Below are 22955 nucleotides of genomic sequence, written 5' to 3' on the forward strand. Positions count from 1 at the left end.
TTTTACGAATGATAATTAGGTGATTCTTTTGTAATAATTACATCATGCGGGTGACTTTCTCTTAGTCCGGATGCCGTAATTTTAACAAATTTGGAATTTTTCTTAAATTCGTCAATGTTCTTTGCACCGCAATATCCCATTGATGCGCGTAATCCCCCGATAAACTGATAAATTGTATCTGCCAAAGAGCCTTTGAACGGAACTCTACCTTCTACTCCTTCAGGAACTAATTTTTTAATATCGTCTTCCATATCTTGGAAATATCTATCTTTGCTTCCGTGTTTCATCGCACCGATTGAACCCATTCCCCTATACATTTTAAAGCTTCTTCCTTCGTATAAAATTTTCTCACCCGGCGTTTCGTCAACTCCGGCAAACATACCTCCCATCATAACTGTATCTGCTCCGGCTGCAATTATTTTTGCAACATCGCCGGTTTGTTTTATTCCGCCGTCAGCAATAATTGGAACACCAGAACCTTCTAGTGCTTTGGTGACTTCAAGTACAGCAGTAACTTGAGGAACACCGACTCCCGCAATTATTCTTGTCGTGCAAATAGAACCGGCTCCAATACCAACTTTTACAGCATCCACGCCAAGTTCTACAAGATCCAAAGCGGCTTCTCTTGTCACAATATTTCCAGCAATCAGCTGAATTTCCGGAAAGTTTAGTTTAACTTCTTTAATTGTCTTAAGAACACCTTCTGAATGACCATGGGCAGTATCAACGACTATCACGTCGGCATTTGCATTAACCAACGCTTCAACTCTTTTCAAAGTATCACTGGAGACGCTTACTGCCGCTCCAACTCTTAATCGCCCAAGTTCATCTTTGCATGCGTTTGGGTGTTTTTTCTTTTTGGATATATCTTTAAAAGTTATGAGTCCTTTTAAAACTCCGTTTTCATTAACAACAGGTAATTTTTCAACTTTATATTTTTGCAGAAGTTTTTCTGCTTGATCTAAAGTTGTGCCTAGAGGAGCAGTTCTTAAATTATGCTTTGTCATTATATCTGAAATTTTAAGATTTAAATTTGGCTCAAATCTAAGATCTCTATTTGTTAAAATACCGATAAGCTTATTTTGATCATCCACAATTGGAATTCCGCTTATATGATATTTTTCCATCAGCTGTGTCGCATCACCGACTGTTTTATCTGCATGTAAAGTTATTGGATTTGTAATCATACCGCTTTCCGATCTCTTTACTTTGTCAACTTCTTCAGCTTGTCGTTCAATACTCATGTTTTTATGTATAATTCCGATGCCTCCCTGCGCTGCCATTGCAATTGCCATTCTGGATTCAGTAACAGTATCCATTGCCGCAGAAATAAACGGAATATTTAATTTAATCTTTTTTGTCAGCTTTGATTCAATAATTGTTTCTCTCGGGAGTACTTGAGATTTTGCCGGTATTAGAAGAAGATCATCAAAAGTTAATCCTTCAAATGCGATTTTATCATTTTGCATAAAGATCCTAAATTTTATATCGTAAAAATAATTAATCGAAAGCGGAAATCCCTGTAATATCTTCCCCAATTATTAATGTGTGCATTTCATGAGTTCCTTCATAAGTTTTAACACTTTCTAAATTCGCCGAGTGCCTCATAACCGGATACTCGTTTAGAATTCCATTTGCTCCAAGAATTTCTCTTGCAGTCCTGGCTGCGTTTAATGCAACTTCACAATTATTTCTTTTTGCCAATGAAATTTGTGTATGTTTTACTTTGCCTTCATCTTTTAATTTTGCAAGTCTGTAATTTAAGAGTTGAGCTTTTGTAATTTCGGTTAAAATCTCAGTTAATTTTTTTTGTGTAAGTTGATAGCCAGCAATTGGTTTGGAAAATTGAATTCGCGATTTGGAATAATTCAGCGCTGATTCATAAACCGCCATCATAGAGCCTACAACACCCCAAGCAATACCGTATCTTGCTTGATTAAGGCACATTAATGGTGATTTTAATCCGCCCGAATTCGGGAGCATGTTTTCTTCAGGAACAAATACATCTTGAAAAATTAACTCGGATGTAATTGAAGCGCGAAGCGAATGTTTGCCTTTCATTTCGGGAGCAGAAAATCCTTTTGAATTTTTTTCAACTAAAAATCCTTTTACAACTCCGTCTAACTTTGCCCAAACAACAGCAATATCCGCAATAGTTCCATTTGTAATCCACATTTTTGCACCGTTTAACAAATATCCGCCATCTACTTTTTTTGCGTTTGTAATCATTCCGCCAGGATTCGAACCAAAATCCGGTTCAGTTAAACCAAAACAACCTATCATTTCACCTGAAGCTAATTTCGGCAGAAGTTTTTTCTTTTGCTGCTCAGAGCCAAATGTAAAAATGGGATACATAACCAAACTGCTCTGCACTGATGCAAAACTTCTTAATCCGCTGTCGCCTCTTTCAAGTTCCTGCATTACCAATCCATAAGCGACATTATTCAAATTCGCACAACCATATTCTTCAGGCAACGTTATGCCAAATACACCCAGCTCACCAAGTTTCAAAATAAGTTCAAAAGGAAATGTTGAATTTTGATAATGTTCCTCAATTATAGGGATTACATTTTCATCAACAAATTCTCTAACAGAATTCTGCACCAATTTTTCTTCTTCAGAAAACAGATCAGAAATATTATAGTAATCAACACCATTAAATTTATTCATCATCATCTTTCATTATTTTAGAAACAACGCTAAAAATTGTGTCTTTTGTAAAACCTTTGTTTGCTAGAAATAAATAAAGTTTTTGTTTAATCTGAATGTTATGAAAATTTCTATCCTTCAATTTATTGAATTTTTTTATTCCAATTTCAAAGGCCGCGTTTTGATTATCTAACTCATTATCAAATTTTTTCGTAATTTCATTAATAATTTCTCTGCTAATTCCCTTTTTAAATAAATCAGATATAATTTTGAGTTTGCCCTTTTTTTTCGTCAACTGATACTGGAAGTAATTTTCTGCAAATACTAAATCGTTTAAATAGTTATACTTAGAGAGATCATTTAACACAAAATCTATTCTCTCTTTATTGTACCCTTTTTTATTAAGTTTTAACTTTAATTCATAAATACTGTGATTTCGCAAAGCTAAATATCTAAATGCGCTTTGTTTGATTAAGTAAATATCAGACTGATATTTTAATTCATCAATTTCTTTCTCGGTTATTTCCTCATCTTTGCAAAGAACATTTTTAATATAAATATCAAAAGGAACTTGCAAACATTCATTATTATCAAAAAAAATGTTTACTTTATTTCTCGTTCTAACTATTTCACTAACAATCATTATTTTTTAGATTTTTCCTCAACGACTTCCTTTTGTTCTTGAGGAATCATACCTAATTTAATTTTAACTTCTTTTTCCAAGCTTGCCAATAATGAGGAATTTTCTTTAAGCTGTAATCTAAATTGCTCTCTTCCCTGGAATCTTTCTTCGCCAAATGTAAACCATGCTCCACCTTTTTTAATAATTCCATGATCAACACCCAAATCAATTAATTCTCCGGTTTTGCTTATACCTTCATCGTACATTATATCAAACTCAACTTGCTTAAATGGAGGGGCAATTTTACTTTTAACTACCTTCACTTTTGTTCTGCTTCCGGTTACTTCTTCACCGTTTTTTAGTCCGGCAATTCTACGTATATCCAATCTAACTGAAGCATAAAATTTTAGAGCATTACCGCCCGTAGTAGTTTCAGGACTTCCGAACATAACTCCAATTTTGCTTCTTAGCTGGTTAGTAAAAATAACGCAAGTTTTAGATCTGCTTACCGCACCGGTAATTTTACGAAGCGCCTGGGACATTAATCTTGCTTGAACTCCCATTTGAGCATCACCCATTTCTCCTTCAATTTCCGAACGAGGAACCAGCGCAGCTACGGAATCAATTACAATGATATCCAAAGCGTTGCTCCTAACAAGAGTATCAACTATTTCCAATGCTTGCTCCCCATAATCAGGTTGCGATAGGAGCAGATTCTTTATATCAACACCCAATTTTTGTGCATAAGTAATGTCCAATGCGTGCTCCGCATCTATAAAAGCTGCAATTCCGCCATTTTTTTGCGCTTCCGCAATTGTATGCAAACAAACGGTAGTTTTACCAGATGATTCGGGTCCATAAATTTCTACAATTCTTCCCCTTGGAACACCGCCAATTCCCAACGCATAATCTAAACTTACCGAGCCGGTTGAAATTGCTTCTATTTTATTTACAACACCATCACCTAATTTCATAATGGCGCCTTTGCCGTATGTTTTTTCAATACTGAACATTGTATCTTCCAGTATTTTTAATCTTGGATCTTTCTCTTTTTCTGCTGCCATTTGTCCTCCGTTAATTCAATTTAAAACTTTTTAGAATTGTATATTCTGAACCAGACGGTTTTAATTCACTTTTTATCAATGAGACTGTATTGATCTTAAAAGAATGATCAATTTTTTTATTTACAAACTTGTCTAAAATATTAAAATCTTCCATTCCTTTTATTCTTAAAATTGTAATGTGCGGTTTGAAATTCCTTATCTCTCTGTCAAAGCCCAACAAACCAAATTCGTTTTCTATTTTAATTTGAATATTAGTTAACAATTCGCTACTTCTGATTCCTGCAAAAAGAATTTTCGGTTCATTATATTTTTTAAAAATATTAAATTCACCAAATTCACAATTGATTGATTCTGCGTTGAAATTTTCAAATCTGTCAATTATCAACTCGGTTAAATAATCCCCTACATCGCCTAAAAATTTTGAAGTAATATGAAGTTTGTCACTACTTTCCCAATTAACATTATTGGGTATTCCGTAAATTTCATCTCTTAAGTTTACAATAAAATCTATTGCAGATAAAGGCAAATCATACGCAAAAAAGAGCCTATTGGTCATAAGATATTCCAAGCAAATTTCTTCTAAGCATCTCCAGCGCAGCTTGTGACGTTCTATCTTTATTTAATAACCTGTTATCCCCAAATCTAAATTCCTTTGCGGTACAAACCTTATCATCACATATTCCAATATAAACAAGTCCGACCGGCTTATTTTCAGTCGCACCTGTGGGTCCCATAATTCCCGTAACAGCAAGTCCAATATCAGTTCCGCTGACAGCTTTAATGCCTTCAGCCATTAATCTGGCAACTTCCAAACTTACAGAGCCGTATTTATTTATCAAATCTTCATCAATGCCTAGAAGTTCAACTTTTGCACCGTTACTATAGGTTATTATTGATCTTTCAAAATATTTACTGCTTCCACTTACATTTGTAATTCTGCTGCTTATTAAACCGCCTGTACATGATTCTGCAACAGCAAGCGTCAATCCTCTTTCTTTTAATAGTTTGCCTACTACTTCTTCAAGTGTTTGATTATCTTTTCCGTAAATATATCTGCCAACTTTTGATCTAATTTGCTGTTCAACTTCAAATATTCTTTCATTAACTATTGATTCAACCTTATCAATTGCGGTAATTCTAATTTTAACGCCGAACTGACTCGGTAAAAATGCAAGATTTCCTTTTTCTACAATTCCATCTATTGTTTTGATTTCTTCATAAAGAAATGATTCCGGTATTCCGGTTGTTAAAAGTGTAGTATGTTTTTTGATAAACTTGCTCGGCATATTTTCAATAATTTTAGGAAGAATAAAATCTTCCATCATTGCTTTCATTTCTAACGGAACACCTGGCATTGCCGCGAATATTTTTTTATCTTTCTGAATCCATACTCCGGGAGCCGTGCCGTGGAAATTTTTAATTGGAATGGCAATTTTAGGAACTAATGCCTGCTGTTTATTTATTTCCGTTAACTTTCTATTTCTTTTTTCAAAAACAATTTAATATCATTAAGAATTTCTTCATTTTCAACTAATTCTGTTTTAAAAACTTCGGTAATTGCATGAAGTGTCACGTCATCGTTTGTAGGGCCTAAACCACCGGTACATAAAACAATGTCATTATGTTTTAATGATTTATCAATTTCATCTGCAATTTGTTTAACATTATCTCCGACAACAGAAGTACTTGAAATTGAATAATTATTATTATTCAATAACTCGCCAATAAACGCAGCATTTGTATTTAATGTTTGGCCTATTAAAATTTCATCGCCTATAGTTAAAATATGGATTTTCATAAAATGCTCATTTATTCAAAAAATATATTCATAAATATATGCATAATTATCAAGGAATACATTCCAGAAATTACATCGTCCATAATTATGCCTAAGCCGCCTTTTAGATTTTCGGCTTTATTGGCGGGGAATGGCTTTGTTATATCTAAAATTCGCCATAAAATGAACGAAAGGATCAACATTAAATAATTTTTCGGAATAAATAATAAAGAAATCCAAGTTCCTATAAATTCATCTAAAGTAAAACAGCCAGGGTCCTTACCATATATTTTTTCAAAATAATTTCCAATCGGAATTCCGGCAATTATTGAAATTACGATAAATAACAGCTGAAAATAAAGATTTTCAAAACCCGGAATTAAATAAATAAAAAGAGCAATTAAACTTGCAAAAGTTCCCGGTGCTTTAGGAAAATATCCGGTAAAAAAACCGGAACCAACAAATTTTCTTATATCGATCATTTCCTTAAAATTATTCTGCTAATCAAAATTCTATTTTGATAAATGTAAATAACTCCGGTAAGAAAAGTATAAACAGTAATTGATAGCATTACGTAATAAATCAATGTAGGATTTGTAAGATACTCAATTATTTGGGGAAAATTTACCTTCAAATAGTAATTTTCTTTTAATGTAAACACAATTAGTAAATAGAAAATAAATATCATTTGAATAAAAGTTTTAATTTTGGCCAAATTATTTGTGGTAAAAGTTTTCTTTTTCCACTCTGCGAACAAACGCAGACTTGTTACAAATAAATCTCTAATGACAACCACCAAAACCATCCACAAAGGTAAAACTCCAATTGCCACAAAGGCAAAAAAAGCGGCGGAAGTTAAAATTTTATCCGCAAGCGGATCCATGAATTTTCCCCAAGTGGTAATATAATTGAACTTTCTCGCAAGCCAACCATCATACCAATCGGTTATTGCGGCAGCAACATAAACTGCCAAAGAAACTTGTTTTAAAACCGGTTCATTTGACAAAAACAATATAAGAAATACCGGAGTTAAAATTATTCGTAATGTCGTTAATTGATTAGGCAGTACCATACTTTTAAGTTAAACTAAATTGAGCGTATAAATTGTATAAGTATTCAAAATCATATAATCCGGTATTGTGACCATCAGCCCACTCAATTCCAATTGCATAAGTTCCAACTACGTTTATTTTTGTAATTTTTAATTGTTCCAAAGTATAAAGCGGAATGTATGTTTTGCTCCATTCATTCTTTTCAGCTCCGCAAATTGCACATGGACACCCATTACGTAGATTACTTAATTTAATACTTTTATTTTCATCAGTATCCCATAAAATATCCAAGTAATGACTTTCCCTTACTTTTATTTTAACCGGTTTCATTATGAATTTCTTTCTCCGGTTAGCAATTCAAATGCTTCTTGATATTTTTTTGAAGTATTTAAAATTACATTTTCAGGTAAATTTGGCGCCGGCGGCTTTTTGTTAAAATTTACGGATATTAAATAATCTCGTACATATTGCTTATCAAAACTAGCTTGACCTTTGCCTTTTTGATATAATTCCTTAGGCCAAAATCTAGACGAATCCGGAGTTAATAATTCATCAATCAAGATAATTTCATTATTATAAAACCCAAATTCCATTTTCGTATCTGCCAAAATTATTCCTCTCTTAAATGCATAATCTGCCGCGGCTTTATAAATTTCCAATGTTATATTTTTCAAAGTATTAAAAACATTTTCGCCAACAATTTCCTTAGCTTTTTCTTCGGAAATATTTTCATCATGATCACCAATATCGGCTTTTGTCGAAGGAGTAAAAATCGGTTCGGGTAATTTTTCAGATTCAACTAAATTTTCAGGCAGTTTAATTCCGCAAATTGTTCCGTTTTTTTTATATTCATTCCACCCTGAACCAGAAATATAACCTCTTACAATACATTCCAAAGGAATCAACTCGGCTTTTTTAACAAGCATCGATCTTCCATTTAAAATTTCACGATATTTAGTTAGAATCGGAGGAAAATCAGATAGATCCGTAGAAATTAAATGATTTGGCACTATTTGTTTTGTGTAATCAAACCAGAATTCGGAAATTTGAGTAAGAATTCTTCCTTTAGAAGGAATTCCTTCCTGCATTATAACATCAAATGCAGATAATCTATCTGTAGAAACTATTAAATATTTATCTCCCAGATCATAAACGTCGCGAACTTTCCCTCTTTTGAATAATTTAACATCTTCAAAATTTGTTTGATTAACAATCATGTTGAAACCTTTCTTAATTTATTTACATGTAAAATATAGTTAGACATTTCCACAAAAAAATCAATTTTAATTTAAACTCTTATATTAGATACAATTCAGCAGACGATTTCAGTGTAGCCGGATTAAAGAATTAAGGTAATAATGATATATATAATTACAACCTTGCTTTTGCGCCAAAATGATTAACATAATTACTTTGATGTTCGCCATAGCTTTCCAGCATAGAATCAACAAGTTTATAAGTGCAATGTTCGCCAGCAATTTCCGAAAAAACAATTTCATAAACTTTTTGCGATTCATCAGTCATAATAATTTTTGCTAAATTTTCATCAATTTCAATTGCTTTAAGATTTGCATGGCACATTGGACAAAATATCTCTAAATGTTCTCCTTCTTTCAACTGAAATGTAGGATGTGTTGCAATTTGGTAATTGCCTAATTTCGGACTTAGTAAAATCAATCCTCTTTTTTGGCTTTCTGTTCTTACAGCCAAAATTAAGTTGGATTTTACATTCAATTTACCTTTACAGTATGGGCATAAAAAATCGTTTTTCATAGATTCACCAAAATATTTAATGTAAAAATATGATATTTTTTTTTGAGTTGAAACGTAAAAAGACGCAAAAATGTGGAGACTTAAGAAGTCAAAATAACGAGGATAATAAGCAACTAATTATAGAATTTCAATAGTTTGATAATTGCGTAGTTTCTTCAAATCCGTCATAATTTCTTTCATAATCAAAATCATCAAAATCTTCAAATTCTTCGCCGTCTTCTAAAATTGAATCGTCTATGAAATAGCTGGAAATATAAAGTTTTAACAAATCTTGAAAATTTTTGTCAGAATATTCTTTTTCAATTATTCTTTTGCATCTGCTAAAAATTTTTTTATCCAAACCATTTTTGCAGCATTTTCCCGGAGTAAGTTTGATTCGGAGTTCTTTCATAACTTCGCGTAAAAGTATACTTGCAGTTAAAGAGGCATCGTAAAAAGCTTCCATGTTTTCTCCAAAATTTTTTGGTGTAAATTATAATCGCAAATATTTTACCGATTTTTAAGCGCTAATAAGAAGAAATTATGAAGGGAATCAAACTAATTTAAACTATGTTACAATAAATTATAAAAAGAATTATTTTATTTAGCTTATTGATAAAGATGAAATGTTTTGAAAAAGTTATTCAAATTCAATGATGCAGCTCACTTAACATATAAAAATATTTTCCGATTATATAATGCCACATATTATAACTTTAAACTAATCGGAGAAATTATGAAAACAAAATTAATTCTATTATCTTTTTCGTGTTACTAATTATTGGATGTAAGGAAAATAATTCAATTGTTGAGCCAAATAATGATCAGCAAGTTTTGGATAAATCCGTATCAACATATACTTCAGACAGCTACTTAATTGACGGCAGTATCGGCGGAAAAATTAATGTTGAATATAATTGGAAAAATGCTCATGGTGAAAAATCTAAAGTTATTGCTGAATTAAAAATTCCTAAAAATGCTTTTAGTGGAATTAAAGAATTCAGTATGATCTTTAACTTAAGTAAATTTTCAGTTGATTTATTCCCTTCACCTACAACTTTTGATAAGCCAATAATATTAAATTTAAAATACAAGAATATAAATGTATTAGATAAAGATCTTGATTTTAAATATTTGGATGGTAATGAAGTCGTAGTTTATGATGAAAATATTGTCGATCTTGAAAATGGAACATTAGAAGTGAAAAAGGCAAGATTAAATCATTTTTCTGAATGGGGTTGGGGCAGATAATTAAGCACTTTGTTTTACAATAATTTGATTTTTTGTAAATTTTATTTCAAAAGTTGAACCAAAACCTAAAGCTGTTTTAACATTTATTTCACCATTTAAGATTTTAACGTATCTTTTTGTAATTGACAAACCTAAGCCTGTCCCCGGATAGGCTTTGTTTGTACCTTCGCTAATCTGCCTAAATTCTTTAAATATTAGTGGAATATTTTTTTTATTGATTCCGATACCGGTATCTCTTACCCGCAATATAAATTCATTATTATCCAAACTTTCGGTCTCAACAATTACACTTCCCTTTTCCGTGAATTTAATAGCGTTATTTATTAAATTTTCGACAATTACTCTAATCAGCGTTATATCCGTATTCAATATTTCAGAATCTTTTTGAGCTCTTAACTCATATTCTAATCCTTTTATTGCGGCAGTGCCTTTAAACGAATTAAAAATAGCATTAATTTCCGGCATTACATCAACTTCTCTGCATATAACTTCATACCTGTCTGATTCAACTCTGGCAAAATCCAATATCATGCTTAACGTATTTAACAATCTGGATCCGGTTCTATATATTCCTTCAGCCATACTTCTTTTTTCAAGATCGTTTATTTCTTTAGATAATATCTCAGAATAACCTAAAATTCCAAATAATGGGGTGCGTAGTTCATGGCTCATATTTGCCAGGAAAGTACTTTTTGCCTTGCTTGAAGTTTCCGATCTTTCAACTGCAATCAAAAGATCTTCTTCCGTTCTTTTTCTTTCTTTTATTTCATTTTCAAGATTTTCAGTTCTTATAGCAATAAGCTCTTCAAGTTTATTCTTATGTTTATTTAATTCTTTTTCATTTTTCAATAATAAAGATTCCGTTTCTTTTCTAATTCTAATGTTCTTTTCTAATTCAAAATTCTGTCTTTTCTTTCTTATGAACATATAAATAAATAAAACACTTATAAAAAAGAATAAGATAGTAATACTGATAACAGTCCATTTTACAAAATTTTGATACTCCTTTGCTTGACTAAGTATCTCAATTTCTTTGTCTTTAATTTTCAATTGCTGCGCTATTTCTAGCATTGCAATTGCCTTTTTATTTTCAATAGAATAAATAGAATCTTGCAAGGAACGAGCCTGTTTAAAGTATACTAATGCGTTAGTGTAATCACAAATTTCTTCATAAGATTTAGACAGGGAGAGCTTACAATTTTGAATTTCCTCTTTAATCTCTAAATTATCAAATATGTTTAAAGCTTTAGTTGTAAAATCAATGGATTCTTTTAAAAGGTTCTTTTTTGTTAAATTAGTGTTTTGTAAATCTTCATCTAATGCCATAGCATACTTCAAATCACCTATGTTTTTGTTTTGATGTGCAATTCTGAATGCATTTGATAACTTTTCAGAATAATTTAATGCTGATTTAAAATTAAAATATGCATGATTGTAGTCTTTCAATTTTAAATATGCAAGTCCGGAATTCGCAGTAAAAATTGATTTATTAAAATCATCATTGATTTCGGAAAATACATCAATTGCATTATTATAATACTCTATAGCTTTTTTATAATTTTTTATTTCAAAATTTACTCGACCAATATTCCCAAGTTGTGTTCCAATTCCCAATTTATCATTTAAGCTTTCGGATATTTCCAACGCTTTATTAAAGTAAGCTATGCCATCATCATAATTACCAATAGTTGTTTTTAGAATTCCTAAAAAATTTAAACAATTACGAATTCCTCTTTTATCATTAAGTTTTTCAAATTGCTTGTACGAAATATCAAAATTTTTATATGCATTAGGAAAATCTGAAATATGAAAATATGAAACGCCTAATTTACTGTGAGATTCTGCAATGCCATAACTATAATTATTTTTTTACTTAATTCAAGCGCTTTAAGGTGAAATTCAATCGATTCTTGAATGAGTCCTTTGAACCTATAAGCTTCTCCAAGTAAATTAAGGGAATTTACTTCACCTTTAATCCAGCCAATTTTTCTTGAAATATTTATTGCGGAATTAGATAAAGTTATACATTTTTCAAAATCAGTTGGCGCTAATTCCCATGCTTCATTATAAATGGAATTTACGTAAGTTGAATCATTATTTTTTTCAGAACTATAACTAATAGAGAAGGGAAATACGAAAACGAAAAATGTAAAAAATAAGAGAAATCGGCAATTCTGTTTAATTTTATTATCCATTAATTAATATTAATACGCTTTAATAATATCTCTTTATTTTTTTTTATAAAATACATAAAAAATTATCTAAAAGCTTAATAAATATCCATATTAAAAATAATAAAAATTAATAAAAATTTTCTTTGTAAAAATTGATAATATATTTAACTTTGTGCTCATAACATTTTAGTAGGGTAATTTTTGTATTTATAATATATATGTTAACAATAAAATGTACTGAACAATCTAAAGAAAAACTTGAAGTTGATTTTGAAAAGGAAAAAGCTGCTATCCAAGAAGTAATTGCAAAGGAAACTGAATCATATTATAAGCAAGATTTTGATGCATGGAAAAGCACTTACTTACAATCACCGGCATTTCGTAAATTTGGTTATTGGGAGGGCTACCCAGAAAAAGTTGTATGTTATAACGGATTTGATTCATTAGCTGTTGAAAAAAAGAAACAGTTTGAATCCAATGAAACTTTATGGCAAGGATCTATTGAAGAAAGAGTTAATGAGAATTTTAGAATTTCAAATGAAATGGCTTGGTATACTTTTGAGGAGTATTCATACGAAAAGGATACTCGAAAGTTACTTGGTAAAGCACTATCAACAAGAATTTTAGAAAAGGTTAATGGTAAATGGAAGATTGCTTATTTGGGATTTCATTTTTATCCAATGAAATCTGAAATTTAATTTCATCTTTGTAAGTTTTCTGAAAATATTAGCACACTTACCAATTATACATATTGAAAATATTTCATTATGTAAGAAAAGTTAAAAATCGAAAATTATTTTAATTTTTAATTAAAATGCCGAGTTTTTCACCAAATATTTTTAGCGTATAACGGCGGCTCAAATTACCAGCGGTGCAAAACAATAATTTAACTTCATGACAATTGATTTATTTATAGAGCAGTTTTAATTTCCCTTTAGCAACCCCGAAGAGTTTCCTTTGAGAAAACTACGACTTAATTTTCTGAACTCGTTTTCCCACATCAAAAAGCCAAAACGAAAGCTTTAATTTTATTTTTACAACTTTTACCAAACCGAGAGAAATATCTTGCTCCGATTTATCGGAAGTCGGATAAGTTAGTTTGTTATCCAACTTTTTTCACTTAATAAATATCATCTTTTTAGTCATTATAAACCTGCCCATTACTAATTTATAAATATATATTCCACTTGAAAAATTTGATGCATCAAATATTACATCATAATTTCCTTTGCTTTGATATTTATTCACTAAAATTTTAACTTCTCTTCCTAATAAATCATACACACTTAACTTCACCATGTTACTAAATGGTATTGAATAATTTATAATTGTTGTTGGATTAAAAGGATTTGGATAATTTTGCTCTAAATTAAATGATATTTGATTAATTTCATTATTAACATTTCCTGTAATTATTGTTTCACTAGAGTCAATCCAATATACAATATCATTAGAACTTATTTCAAATTTCAAATTAAATATATCTTTGAATTTATTTATGTCGTAATTGATGGTAAATACTTTATCTAAATTACTTATAGCACCAGCTTTAATATCATATAAAAGTAAATTTTTAGGATAGCTTTCAATGATAATTGAATCTTTAGTTACAATACTAATTGAAACATTTTTTACTTCTTTTACTTTTCCCATATTTTTAATAATCGGTTTTATAGTTGCCCATCCTAATCCGTCCGTAGTTATTGAAATATTTTCAATAACAAGCGGTCCAGCCGTTGTAATTTTGGAATTTTTAGAATATAGATTATATGGAATATCAGTTCCTTGCTGCTTAATTCTTAAATTATAAAATTCTTCATTTTCAAGATTTAGTAACCAGCTATAAGTGAATGAATCTATTTTTGTTAATTCAATTTCATTTATTACTGAGTCATTATCATTTACAATCTGTGCATATGCATTGAACGCTGGATTATCCATATTTAGATTGTTTACAAAAATATTGAGTGAATCATTAATTGGATTTAGATATTTTTTATCAATTTTAACTGTAGGTGGAAAAGGTAAATCTTCAATAATTCCGGGTCCCCAAGCATATACTAAATTGGAATATAGATTCTCTTTTGCTATAGGAATAATTTCATTTAATGTAGGCCAAAAAGAGTGTCCAATTTCCGGAGTTAGAGCAAAAATTTTATTTTTAATCTGTTGTTCACCATACATCCAATCTAATGCATCTCCATTTGTGGTATATGGTCGACCTTTTACATAGTTATTTTGAGTATTTGCAATTTTTATAAGATTTTCAAAAACACTGGAATCCTGTGTGGCTATATCTTCATAACCCCAAGGTGGAATAACATAATTTCCATATGCGTGATTGTTAATTGTTATTAAAAAGTTATGTTCAATACAAAAATCTCTCATTGCTTGAGTCTCTGGTTCAGAGAAAGGATTTTTCCTCTGTATATTTCAGAACTGGAGTCAGGACTTGATCCAATATTGTCATATCCCCATTGGAATCCATAATTTCGATTTAAATCAACGCCATATTCATATTCACTATTGTTTCTTCTATTTTTTCTCCAAAACCCACCTCCATTGGGACTCATCTGTTCGTTGAACACATAACCATCCGGATTTAATACCAAGACAAAGTATAATTCTCTATTATTTACCAAATAAGTTACTTCATTATTACTATTATAATTTTCCAATAAGTAATACATAAAATAAACTAAACTCATCATCCCCATTGGCTCACGCGCATGAATCAAAGAATTATATAAAACTTGAGGTTCATTTTCTTCAATATTTGGATTATCTGAAATTTTAACTGCCCAAATATCATGTCCTTCAATAGATTTTCCAATTGAATATTTTTTAGTAATTATATTAGAAAAAAGATGGAACATTGTATCTAATTGACTTACCGTTTCTGTATAAGTATAATACCCTCCCATACTACCATATTTAAAAGAAGAATTGTTATTTTTTTTATTAAGCAAATTTTTTTGAAAATATTTCGAATTCTGTTCTAAGAAATATTTAGTCATATCATTAATTAATATTTCATATTTATAATTACTTTTATTAAGGATATTTAATTGTTTACTATTTAAATATGTTTCCAAATAATTGTCTCTGATTATATAACTATCAATCAACATTCCAGTGTTATTTAATGAAATCAAATTATTATTACCTTCATAATAAATCCTGACCTTGCTTATTTTATAATAGTTAGAATTATGATCTTCCTTTTGTTGGCTGAGAATATTTGATAGAATAAAAAAGAAAAATATTATTAGCCTAGCGACAATTCCATTTTTTATTATCATTTATTTACTTATTTAGTTTTATGACGAATTGGCAAATAACTTGCTGCCCCAAACAGCAATATAAATTATTACTATCTAAGATATTAATTAAACTAATTTCTTTGTGAACATATTACGAATGTTTATTAAAAATATTTTATTAAATTATTCAACTTTATTTTTCAACTTTCGGCTAAGTAAAACAATAGTTGGTTGATTTATTGGCTATGCAATATTTAATATGTACATGTGTAAACAAAATCATCTGTTAAAAGCTCTTTAGAATTTCCATATTTATCCATAACTATTATTTTTAAATAAACAGATTCGTTACACGGAACTTCAAATAATTTTGCATTGCTCCTTTTCTTATAAAAAGTAATAATTTTCTTTTCACCAGATGTTAATATTATTTCAGGATATGGATATGTTTCAATTTTACCAATAATACTATCGTCTTTTGCATTTAGTACATAAGATTCTAAAACATTAAATCCTTCTATTGTTTTACTTTCGCTTTGATTATAAAATTCAAATTCAGCAGATAAATTAATCGGATCTGGTGGTATAGCAGGCATTAAATCAGAGAAGCCAATTGCGCTAATATAATTTATTTTAATAAAATTAAAATTGTTATCTAAATTCAGTTCATTACTTTGGTTACAACTTAAAGTGATAACCATAAATAGTATTATAGTTAATCCCAAATGTTTTATTTTCATGATTTCAACCCTTTTTAATTGCATAATAGCGATGCAACTAACCCGTAGCCTAAAATAACAATTATATTAAATAACGACATGTCACTTTGGGAATGGTAAAATTACCTAAACAGTTTTTAATTTTCCATTTGCAACCACGATTTACTTTCTAAATTTAATTTTACACAAAACCCATACTAGCGGAGCAGCTTGCACCAATTCATCGGGAGTAGTTTAGATTTGCTTGATATATGCCATTAATAATATTCTATTTACATTATTAATACTGGATTAACGGATAGTATTTATTTTCAATAAAATTAATATGATGAATTTGATGTCCAATTATATTGAACCCCATAGCCAAAATACTTATTTCATGTTTCCAATTGATGCCAGTCTTGAAATAATCAGAATAATCAAAACTTTTATATAGTGATATTGTTGATTTTCTAACAATAATTAATTCGTCAATCAAATCTATAATTATTTTTTTTTCTGCTTTTGCATTTTTTGAAAGTTCATCCTCATCGAAAGATATTACATATTTACTTTCATTTCTAGCAAATCTTAATACACCTACACATAATATTCTCTCAACATCAATTATGTGTTGAAAAATATCATTTACTGTCCATTTGTCTGGTAAATATCTTTTCCCTTTTAGTTGAGATAGTTGATTAATATCTAATTTTCTTAACTGCTCTATGCTTTTTTCAAAAGCTTGGTCCAACTCAATATCGTCAACTAAATTGATATATCTATCAAAATATTCTGGCATTGGATTTATTTTATTTTTCTTCATTTTATTCTAAATATTATTAAGTTTTATATATTATTAAATTAAATCTTATAATTTTATTACCTAAGCTGCCGCCATAAAAAACCAATTTTATTAAATAACGAATGATTTTTATAAAGAACAGTTTTTATTTTGGTAAATACTGCGGCTTCATTTTATGAATTGCATTTCACTTGAACAAAAAACTTAAATAAAACTTTCAGACTTTCTTTTTACAAATTTTCGCTGAGCAAGTACTACTGTCACTTTGATTTATTAGTTATACGCAAATATATTATTGAAATTCTTTGATAGAATAATTTAATTTGCCTTTTGATATTTATCTCTAAGCCCCCATAAAAGTATTAAACAAACTGCTAACATTGAGATTGATAATGATATTAATCCAATCTTAATAATAATTTCTTGCAAAGTTGTTCCTTGTAAGTTTCCGCCAGCAATTGGCATCATTTCAGACCCAGCTCCCCATATGCTTGCAAACAGTGTTGTAATCCAATTTGTAAATGTTCCAAATATTGCAAGTCTAAAACATATTTTTAATAATTTATTTGTTAGGTTTAATTTTGGCCAAATTAATCCAAAAATAATTAATAACATTCCGTTCATTGTGGCTTCAAGATGACTTGATAAAGCCATTCTGGGATTTTCTAATATCGGGATTATAAATCCAGTAATTAATCCTAGAAAAAATAATATTACTCCATATTGGATTAATTTTCTACTAAATTCAGTTTCGGCATTAATATTCAATTTCAGTATTCCTTTTTTGTGGATTTCAATTTAATATTACTGAATACTTATGGGTTTTTCAACAAAATATTTTTTACGTATAACTGCGTTGCAAATAACTTAACACCTCAAATAAATATTTTACATAATAACGATCTGTCCCATTGTGCTTGGTAAATTTACCGGAACAAAGTTTAACTTTTCTTCAACAAACTTTGCGACTTACCTTTTTGAATATTGTTCGCTTCAGCTTAATACCAAACAAAACTTACAATCCAAATATTTACAAATTCACCCGAAATGTTTCTGCGGTTATTTGATTTTCCAGTTATGCTCTTTTTTAACTAATTCTTTTTTTCAAATTTATATTTCTAATCTAACATGTAAATAAATTCTACAATTTCCTTTTGTCTTGCATTTGCAAAACCTTTATCTTCACCAACTCTTTCAAAGCCACATCTCTCCAATACTTTTTGTGAACCAAAATTGTCAAAAGCAACTCTTCCATAAATTGGTCTGGTATTTTCAATCGTTAGAAAATATTTTAGTGCTTTTGTTGCAATTCCCTTTCCCCAATATTTTTTATCTATCCAATATGTTACTTCAGCATCACCTTCCATTACAAACTTTGCAATACTTCCTACTATATTATTGTCTACTATAATTGTTTGGTTATTTATAGTTGGATCACTCAGTAATTTTGCATATTTCATTAAATATACTGATTTGTCAGTCAGATCTTTCGATGTAAAAGCAGCTAATTGATTTGCTTCTTTATCAAGTTGAAATTCAAATAAAATCTCTAAATCATTAACTTCTGTTTTTCGAATATTTATTTCATTAACATTCATAATTTTCTCATTCTATTTTCGATAACAAAATTTTTAAATTTTATCTTTTTATAATTATTTTACAATCATTTTATTTACTCTAAACTACAAATATTCTTTCAAAATTTATAATATTTGCTTAGCATATAACGGCGTTGCGGTTAAGCTGCTGCCCGAACAAGAATGCAGCACTGAAAAACCGATAATTATCAAATTTTTTTTTTATTAGAACACTTTGAACAACTTAGCCGATACCGAACGACAAGCATATAAACTTGTAAAAAGTTGAATGCGAAAAAAGCAGTCTGCTTGAACCGCTTGTTATATGCGACTTTAATTTTTTAAATGTCTTTGTAAATATTTTTATCCAGCCAACCAACCAACTTCAACATTCCAAAATATAGCATCATCTATGATAATTTCTTCATTAGTTGCTTGATTTAATAAATGCAAATCTATAATCCTAACTGTTATGTAATAAAATGTTTCCCATGCTGGTTCTTTAATAGGATTATCTTCAGATACAGAAAATGATAGTTTACCGGAAGTAGCTTTATATTTTATTGTTGTTCCGTGATTTGGATACGCAATATCATTACAGAAATTGAAGTAAATACTATCCGGATTATTTGGTGATATTTCTAAAACAACGGATACATTAGGGTTTGAAATATCTAAATCAATGTCTTGTCGTTTCTTTGTTAAACTATATTCATTTGAATTTATTGAGACTGTTAATGCTTTTAAACTATCCAGGAATTGATAAACAAAAATGTTTCCACAACCATTACTTTCAATAATGTTATCAGGCTTATGAATACCATCAGGATAATCATATACTATTTCCGATTCCTGGCAAGAAATAAATATCGTTGCGAAAATAAAAATCAAAATGTATTTCATTTTATTGTACTCCTTTAAGCATATAACGATGTTTCCAATAGCCCGCCGCCCAAAACAAGTAATTTATTTAATAACGAATTGTTGAACAATGTTTAACTTTTCTTTAGTAAACTTTGCGATTTCCCTTTCTTAACTCAGTTCCCTTTAGTCAAATGACTAACAATACTTCCTAATTTATTTTTACAATTTCACCCGAACGTCCTCAGCGGTCAAGTTGTCCGAAGGACTCCCTTGGAGATTTGTTAGTTATAAGCGACTTTTTGTGTCTTTCTTTATAGTCAGATATAATTTTTTAATAAATCCATTTATTGAAAAACTCTTCTAAATTTATACTTGATGATTCCTCAAAAGCTTTTTGGAAATCAGCTGTTTCAACAGATTTTCCACAATACTTTTTACTGTAAAAACGAATTGCTTTCCAGAATGCTTCATCGCCTAATTTTTCTTTTAACAAATGTAGAAAATATGCTCCTTTAAAGTAAACTAAGTTCCTGTCATCTTTTGATGGATTTAACCAATCCTCGAAAACTAGAGATCTATCATTACCTTGTTCTTTTATCCCTTCATATACTTTGTAATATGACTCTATATTGGATAGATACACTTTCTTCCCAAAACGATATTCATTATATGCCGCTGACATAAAGGTTGCCATTCCTTCGTTAAGCCAAAAATGATTAAAACTTTTACATGTTATTTGATTACCCCACCATTGATGAGCCAGTTCATGCGAAATTAGATTTGTCTCGGTACTATCCTGCAAAACCATTTTTCCATAATTATCTTTCAATATTGAATACCCAGACATTTCCTGAAAGTTGTTGCCCGTGAGTATTTGAGAATATGTAGATTGAAAATATTCTACTCCTGATTTTTCTTCAAAAAAAGAAATCATGTTTTGGGTTTCTTGAAAAACAGTCATAAGCTCATCAGAAGAGTAATTTTGAGAATAGTATTTTAGTAAGACCTTACCATGCTTTTTTTCAGCCTTGTTATATTTACCAATCACAAATCCATAAGTGTAGCTTGGAGCCTCAGTATTTTGTTGGAAAATATATGTAATCTTATCATTCTGCTGATTCTTATTTACCATAACTCCACTTGCAATACAAGTTTTATCAAATGGAACCGTTATATTGAGATGGAATAACGCTTTGTCTTCAGGGGAATCATTACAAATCATCCAATGACTAGTAAAAAATATTGTATAGGCTTGATTATGTTCATGATCGAAAATAAGCCCTTTCTTAGGATGTCCATTGTAATCAATAGCTATTTCATTTTTCAAACTATCTCTTTTCGAAAGGTAAACAATTAAGTCATTATTAATTTTCTTAAAGCCTACCACGTGTTCACCGCTTACATTAGTAATTTCCAGATCACCGGAATTAAAGATTACAGAATCTGCATCGCAATTTACCAGAAAATTGATTTTAACAGAACCATTTATAATTCCTTCAGTAATACTTGGTTCAATTGTTAAGTAGTAGCTCCGAACATCTAAGTGACTGTTTTTTGAACCAGCTTCAGTATATTTTGATAATAAAGTTAGTATAGTTAAAACCAATACAATTTTTTTCAGAATTTTTGTTTTGAATAAGTTCAAATTAATAGTTTACCTTTCTTTTGAATTAGAATCTTAATTAAAAAATTAAGCTTATAACGGCACCGCAAATTACATGACGCCTAAAATTACGATTTTATTAAACAACGACCTGTCCCTTTGGGATTGGTAAAATTACCGGAGCAAAGTTTAACTTTTCTTTAGCATACTTTGCGACTAAACTTTTTAAACCATGTTCCCTTCAGCTAAAAGCCAAACAATACTTCCTAACTTTATTTTTACAAATTAACCCGACATGTTTATGCAGCTTGTCCCGATTCATCGGGAGTCGGGTAGATTTGCTGGTTATGCAATTTTATTACATCGGTTTATATAAAACTAGTGCTGTTAATTTGCTTTCAGTATAAGAAATTAAAAGAATATTCTCACCAAATAAGTACTCATCCATTTGATAAATATCTTCCTTAGAAATTACTTGGTTTGGATTTCCAAACAACATTAGTACATTTTCTCTTTTACTATTGATCCCTATTCCTTCTTTTGAAAAACCCGTATAAGTTTTATCAACTTGAATTGTTCTAACTTCATCACTATCGTTAAATGTAATTGTAATTCCACAATATTTTCCGGTTTTATAGAAATACATATAGCCAACAAAATCGCCCAAAATTTCTTCATCTGGTTGACTTAGTATTGAAATTACTTTTTCAACATTATCTCCTATTTCAATATTATCAATACTTTTTCCAAATACTATACGAACTTCATCAACTTCTTTGGGTTCATTACTTTGGTTACAACTTAAAGTAAAAACCAAGAATAGTATTAGAGTTAACCTCAAATATTTATTTTCATAATTTCACCTTTTGTTAATTGCATAACGGCACCGCAAATTACCCGCCGCCCATATAATAATTTTATTAAATAACGACCTGTCCCTTTGGGATTGTTAAAATTACTTGAGCAAAGTTTAACTTTTCTTTAGCAAACTTTGCGACTTAACTTTCTAAACCTTGTTCCTTTCAGCCAAATGCCAAACAAATCTTTCATACTTGATTTTTACAATTTCACCCGACATGTTTCTGCAGCTTGTCCCGATTCATCGGGAGTCGTGTAAATTTGCTGGTTATGTGTTAATTATTTTTTATTTGATCTGATAAATTTTCTTTGTCTAATAATTTGTGTCCTTCAAAAACAGTTAAAATATCTATTGTGTTTTTCTTTATTAAATAGACAACTCTATAATTTTTATACAATATTTCTCTAATGTGACTTATTGATAATTCTGGAACTACCCTTCCTTTTTCCGGAAACTCAACTAAATCTTCAACTAAAGAAATTAATTTATCAATTAATTTTATTGCTGCGATAGGATTATCTTGCGAAATGTAATCTTCAATTTCTTGAATATTGTGAAGTGATTCTTTTGTCCAATTTACTTTCATTCTTACTTTACAATTCTTCGTTTTTTCAATTCGGTTTTTAGTTGAGAAGTTGTTAAAATATCTCCTTTTTCGGAATCTGCTAAACCTCTCGAAATTGAATCAATAAACAATTTTGTTTCTCTTAATTCGTCAAATTCTTTTGGTGAAACTAATACTCCCGCTGGTTTACCATTTTGAGTTATAATTAACGAACTTTTTCTAACTTTCAAATCCTTTAAATATTTTGCTAAACTCGATTTAAATTCACCAACTGGAATTATATCATTTGAAACTGAAATATTTTTCATTTTCTGCCTTTCATTAAGTCTAAATTATGATTTTAATTTAACTCTATATTTTGACTTAATCAATTTATTTTC

Annotated in this window: 27 protein-coding genes and 1 pseudogene; 2 read left to right on the top strand and 26 right to left on the bottom strand. The window is 29.6% G+C overall.

The genetic code is table 11. From position 1 onward, the window contains the following. Positions 1–2: 2 nt before the first annotated feature. The 12 genes and pseudogenes from guaB to IPK06_06090 form a co-directional block, all read right to left on the bottom strand. Entirely contained in the window at positions 3–1469 is a 1467-nt protein-coding gene (guaB, locus tag IPK06_06035) for an IMP dehydrogenase (GenBank protein ID MBK7979553.1), read from the bottom strand. Between the two features lie 31 nt (positions 1470–1500). Then, positions 1501–2670, bottom strand: a complete 1170-nt coding sequence (locus tag IPK06_06040) for an acyl-CoA dehydrogenase family protein (protein MBK7979554.1) — start codon at positions 2668–2670, stop codon at positions 1501–1503. Further along, positions 2663–3292, bottom strand: coding sequence for a regulatory protein RecX (locus IPK06_06045; GenBank protein ID MBK7979555.1), 630 nt, complete (start codon positions 3290–3292; stop codon positions 2663–2665). The genes IPK06_06040 and IPK06_06045 overlap by 8 nt, the downstream gene beginning before the upstream one ends. After that, on the bottom strand, positions 3292–4335 hold the full coding sequence (recA, locus tag IPK06_06050) for a recombinase RecA (protein MBK7979556.1): 1044 nt from the start codon (positions 4333–4335) through the stop codon (positions 3292–3294). Before recA ends, IPK06_06045 begins: the two co-directional genes overlap by 1 nt. Before the next feature lie 10 nt (positions 4336–4345). Further along, positions 4346–4891 carry an RNA 2',3'-cyclic phosphodiesterase gene (gene thpR / locus IPK06_06055; protein ID MBK7979557.1) on the bottom strand — a complete coding sequence of 182 codons (546 nt, stop codon included), beginning with the start codon at positions 4889–4891 and terminating at the stop codon, positions 4346–4348. Next, a pseudogene (locus IPK06_06060) lies at positions 4881–6133 on the bottom strand (competence/damage-inducible protein A). The gene thpR and the pseudogene IPK06_06060 overlap by 11 nt, the downstream one beginning before the upstream one ends. Before the next feature lie 11 nt (positions 6134–6144). Further along, a complete protein-coding gene (locus tag IPK06_06065) occupies positions 6145–6594 on the bottom strand; it encodes a phosphatidylglycerophosphatase A (protein ID MBK7979558.1) in 450 nt (149 codons plus the stop codon). Further along, positions 6591–7184, bottom strand: coding sequence for a CDP-diacylglycerol--glycerol-3-phosphate 3-phosphatidyltransferase (pgsA, locus tag IPK06_06070; protein ID MBK7979559.1), 594 nt, complete (start codon positions 7182–7184; stop codon positions 6591–6593). The genes IPK06_06065 and pgsA overlap by 4 nt, the downstream gene beginning before the upstream one ends. A 4-nt stretch (positions 7185–7188) precedes the next feature. After that, entirely contained in the window at positions 7189–7494 is a 306-nt protein-coding gene (locus IPK06_06075) for a DUF971 domain-containing protein (GenBank protein MBK7979560.1), read from the bottom strand. Continuing rightward, a complete protein-coding gene (locus IPK06_06080) occupies positions 7494–8381 on the bottom strand; it encodes a phosphoribosylaminoimidazolesuccinocarboxamide synthase (GenBank protein MBK7979561.1) in 888 nt (295 codons plus the stop codon). The genes IPK06_06075 and IPK06_06080 overlap by 1 nt, the downstream gene beginning before the upstream one ends. 154 nt (positions 8382–8535) lie before the next feature. Continuing rightward, positions 8536–8937, bottom strand: a complete 402-nt coding sequence (locus tag IPK06_06085; protein ID MBK7979562.1) for a hypothetical protein — start codon at positions 8935–8937, stop codon at positions 8536–8538. Between the two features lie 127 nt (positions 8938–9064). Continuing rightward, the gene (locus IPK06_06090; protein MBK7979563.1) at positions 9065–9382 is read right to left on the bottom strand and encodes a hypothetical protein; all 318 of its coding nucleotides are present in this window, start codon (positions 9380–9382) and stop codon (positions 9065–9067) included. Between the two features lie 302 nt (positions 9383–9684). Here IPK06_06090 and IPK06_06095 point away from each other — a divergent pair, with 302 nt between their 5' ends. After that, positions 9685–10167, top strand: coding sequence for a hypothetical protein (locus IPK06_06095; GenBank protein ID MBK7979564.1), 483 nt, complete (start codon positions 9685–9687; stop codon positions 10165–10167). Here IPK06_06095 and IPK06_06100 read toward each other — a convergent pair whose 3' ends face one another. Beyond that, entirely contained in the window at positions 10168–11811 is a 1644-nt protein-coding gene (locus IPK06_06100) for a hypothetical protein (protein ID MBK7979565.1), read from the bottom strand. A gap of 179 nt (positions 11812–11990) precedes the next feature. Continuing rightward, the gene (locus tag IPK06_06105; GenBank protein ID MBK7979566.1) at positions 11991–12362 is read right to left on the bottom strand and encodes a tetratricopeptide repeat protein; all 372 of its coding nucleotides are present in this window, start codon (positions 12360–12362) and stop codon (positions 11991–11993) included. Positions 12363–12559: 197 nt separating this feature from the next. Here IPK06_06105 and IPK06_06110 point away from each other — a divergent pair, with 197 nt between their 5' ends. Continuing rightward, on the top strand, positions 12560–13039 hold the full coding sequence (locus IPK06_06110) for a hypothetical protein (protein ID MBK7979567.1): 480 nt from the start codon (positions 12560–12562) through the stop codon (positions 13037–13039). A gap of 268 nt (positions 13040–13307) precedes the next feature. On the opposite strand, the gene IPK06_06115 is transcribed toward IPK06_06110, so the two are convergent. From IPK06_06115 to IPK06_06170, 12 genes are all read right to left on the bottom strand, one after another. Then, positions 13308–13451, bottom strand: coding sequence for a hypothetical protein (locus IPK06_06115; protein ID MBK7979568.1), 144 nt, complete (start codon positions 13449–13451; stop codon positions 13308–13310). Positions 13452–13457: 6 nt separating this feature from the next. Next, positions 13458–14525 carry a T9SS type A sorting domain-containing protein gene (locus tag IPK06_06120; GenBank protein MBK7979569.1) on the bottom strand — a complete coding sequence of 356 codons (1068 nt, stop codon included), beginning with the start codon at positions 14523–14525 and terminating at the stop codon, positions 13458–13460. A 200-nt stretch (positions 14526–14725) separates the two neighbouring features. After that, the gene (locus IPK06_06125) at positions 14726–15643 is read right to left on the bottom strand and encodes a hypothetical protein (protein MBK7979570.1); all 918 of its coding nucleotides are present in this window, start codon (positions 15641–15643) and stop codon (positions 14726–14728) included. A 215-nt stretch (positions 15644–15858) separates the two neighbouring features. Beyond that, positions 15859–16344: a hypothetical protein gene (locus IPK06_06130; protein MBK7979571.1), complete on the bottom strand. Its 486-nt coding sequence runs from the start codon at positions 16342–16344 to the stop codon at positions 15859–15861. Positions 16345–16603: 259 nt separating this feature from the next. Further along, positions 16604–17128 carry a DinB family protein gene (locus tag IPK06_06135; protein MBK7979572.1) on the bottom strand — a complete coding sequence of 175 codons (525 nt, stop codon included), beginning with the start codon at positions 17126–17128 and terminating at the stop codon, positions 16604–16606. Between the two features lie 297 nt (positions 17129–17425). Next, the gene (locus tag IPK06_06140; GenBank protein MBK7979573.1) at positions 17426–17905 is read right to left on the bottom strand and encodes a hydrogenase; all 480 of its coding nucleotides are present in this window, start codon (positions 17903–17905) and stop codon (positions 17426–17428) included. A gap of 320 nt (positions 17906–18225) precedes the next feature. Continuing rightward, positions 18226–18705, bottom strand: a complete 480-nt coding sequence (locus IPK06_06145) for a GNAT family N-acetyltransferase (GenBank protein ID MBK7979574.1) — start codon at positions 18703–18705, stop codon at positions 18226–18228. A 342-nt stretch (positions 18706–19047) separates the two neighbouring features. Next, positions 19048–19587: a hypothetical protein gene (locus IPK06_06150; protein ID MBK7979575.1), complete on the bottom strand. Its 540-nt coding sequence runs from the start codon at positions 19585–19587 to the stop codon at positions 19048–19050. Between the two features lie 292 nt (positions 19588–19879). Next, positions 19880–21193 carry a hypothetical protein gene (locus IPK06_06155; protein ID MBK7979576.1) on the bottom strand — a complete coding sequence of 438 codons (1314 nt, stop codon included), beginning with the start codon at positions 21191–21193 and terminating at the stop codon, positions 19880–19882. Between the two features lie 316 nt (positions 21194–21509). Further along, the gene (locus tag IPK06_06160) at positions 21510–21992 is read right to left on the bottom strand and encodes a hypothetical protein (protein MBK7979577.1); all 483 of its coding nucleotides are present in this window, start codon (positions 21990–21992) and stop codon (positions 21510–21512) included. A 292-nt stretch (positions 21993–22284) separates the two neighbouring features. Then, positions 22285–22596 (bottom strand): type II toxin-antitoxin system RelE/ParE family toxin, encoded by a 312-nt coding sequence (locus IPK06_06165; protein ID MBK7979578.1) that lies wholly within the window; start codon positions 22594–22596, stop codon positions 22285–22287. Between the two features lie 2 nt (positions 22597–22598). After that, a complete protein-coding gene (locus IPK06_06170; GenBank protein ID MBK7979579.1) occupies positions 22599–22883 on the bottom strand; it encodes a type II toxin-antitoxin system Phd/YefM family antitoxin in 285 nt (94 codons plus the stop codon). Positions 22884–22955: the final 72 nt, after the last annotated feature.

Source organism: Ignavibacteriota bacterium, assembly GCA_016713565.1.
In the GTDB taxonomy this organism is placed as follows: Bacteria; Bacteroidota; Ignavibacteria; order Ignavibacteriales; family Melioribacteraceae.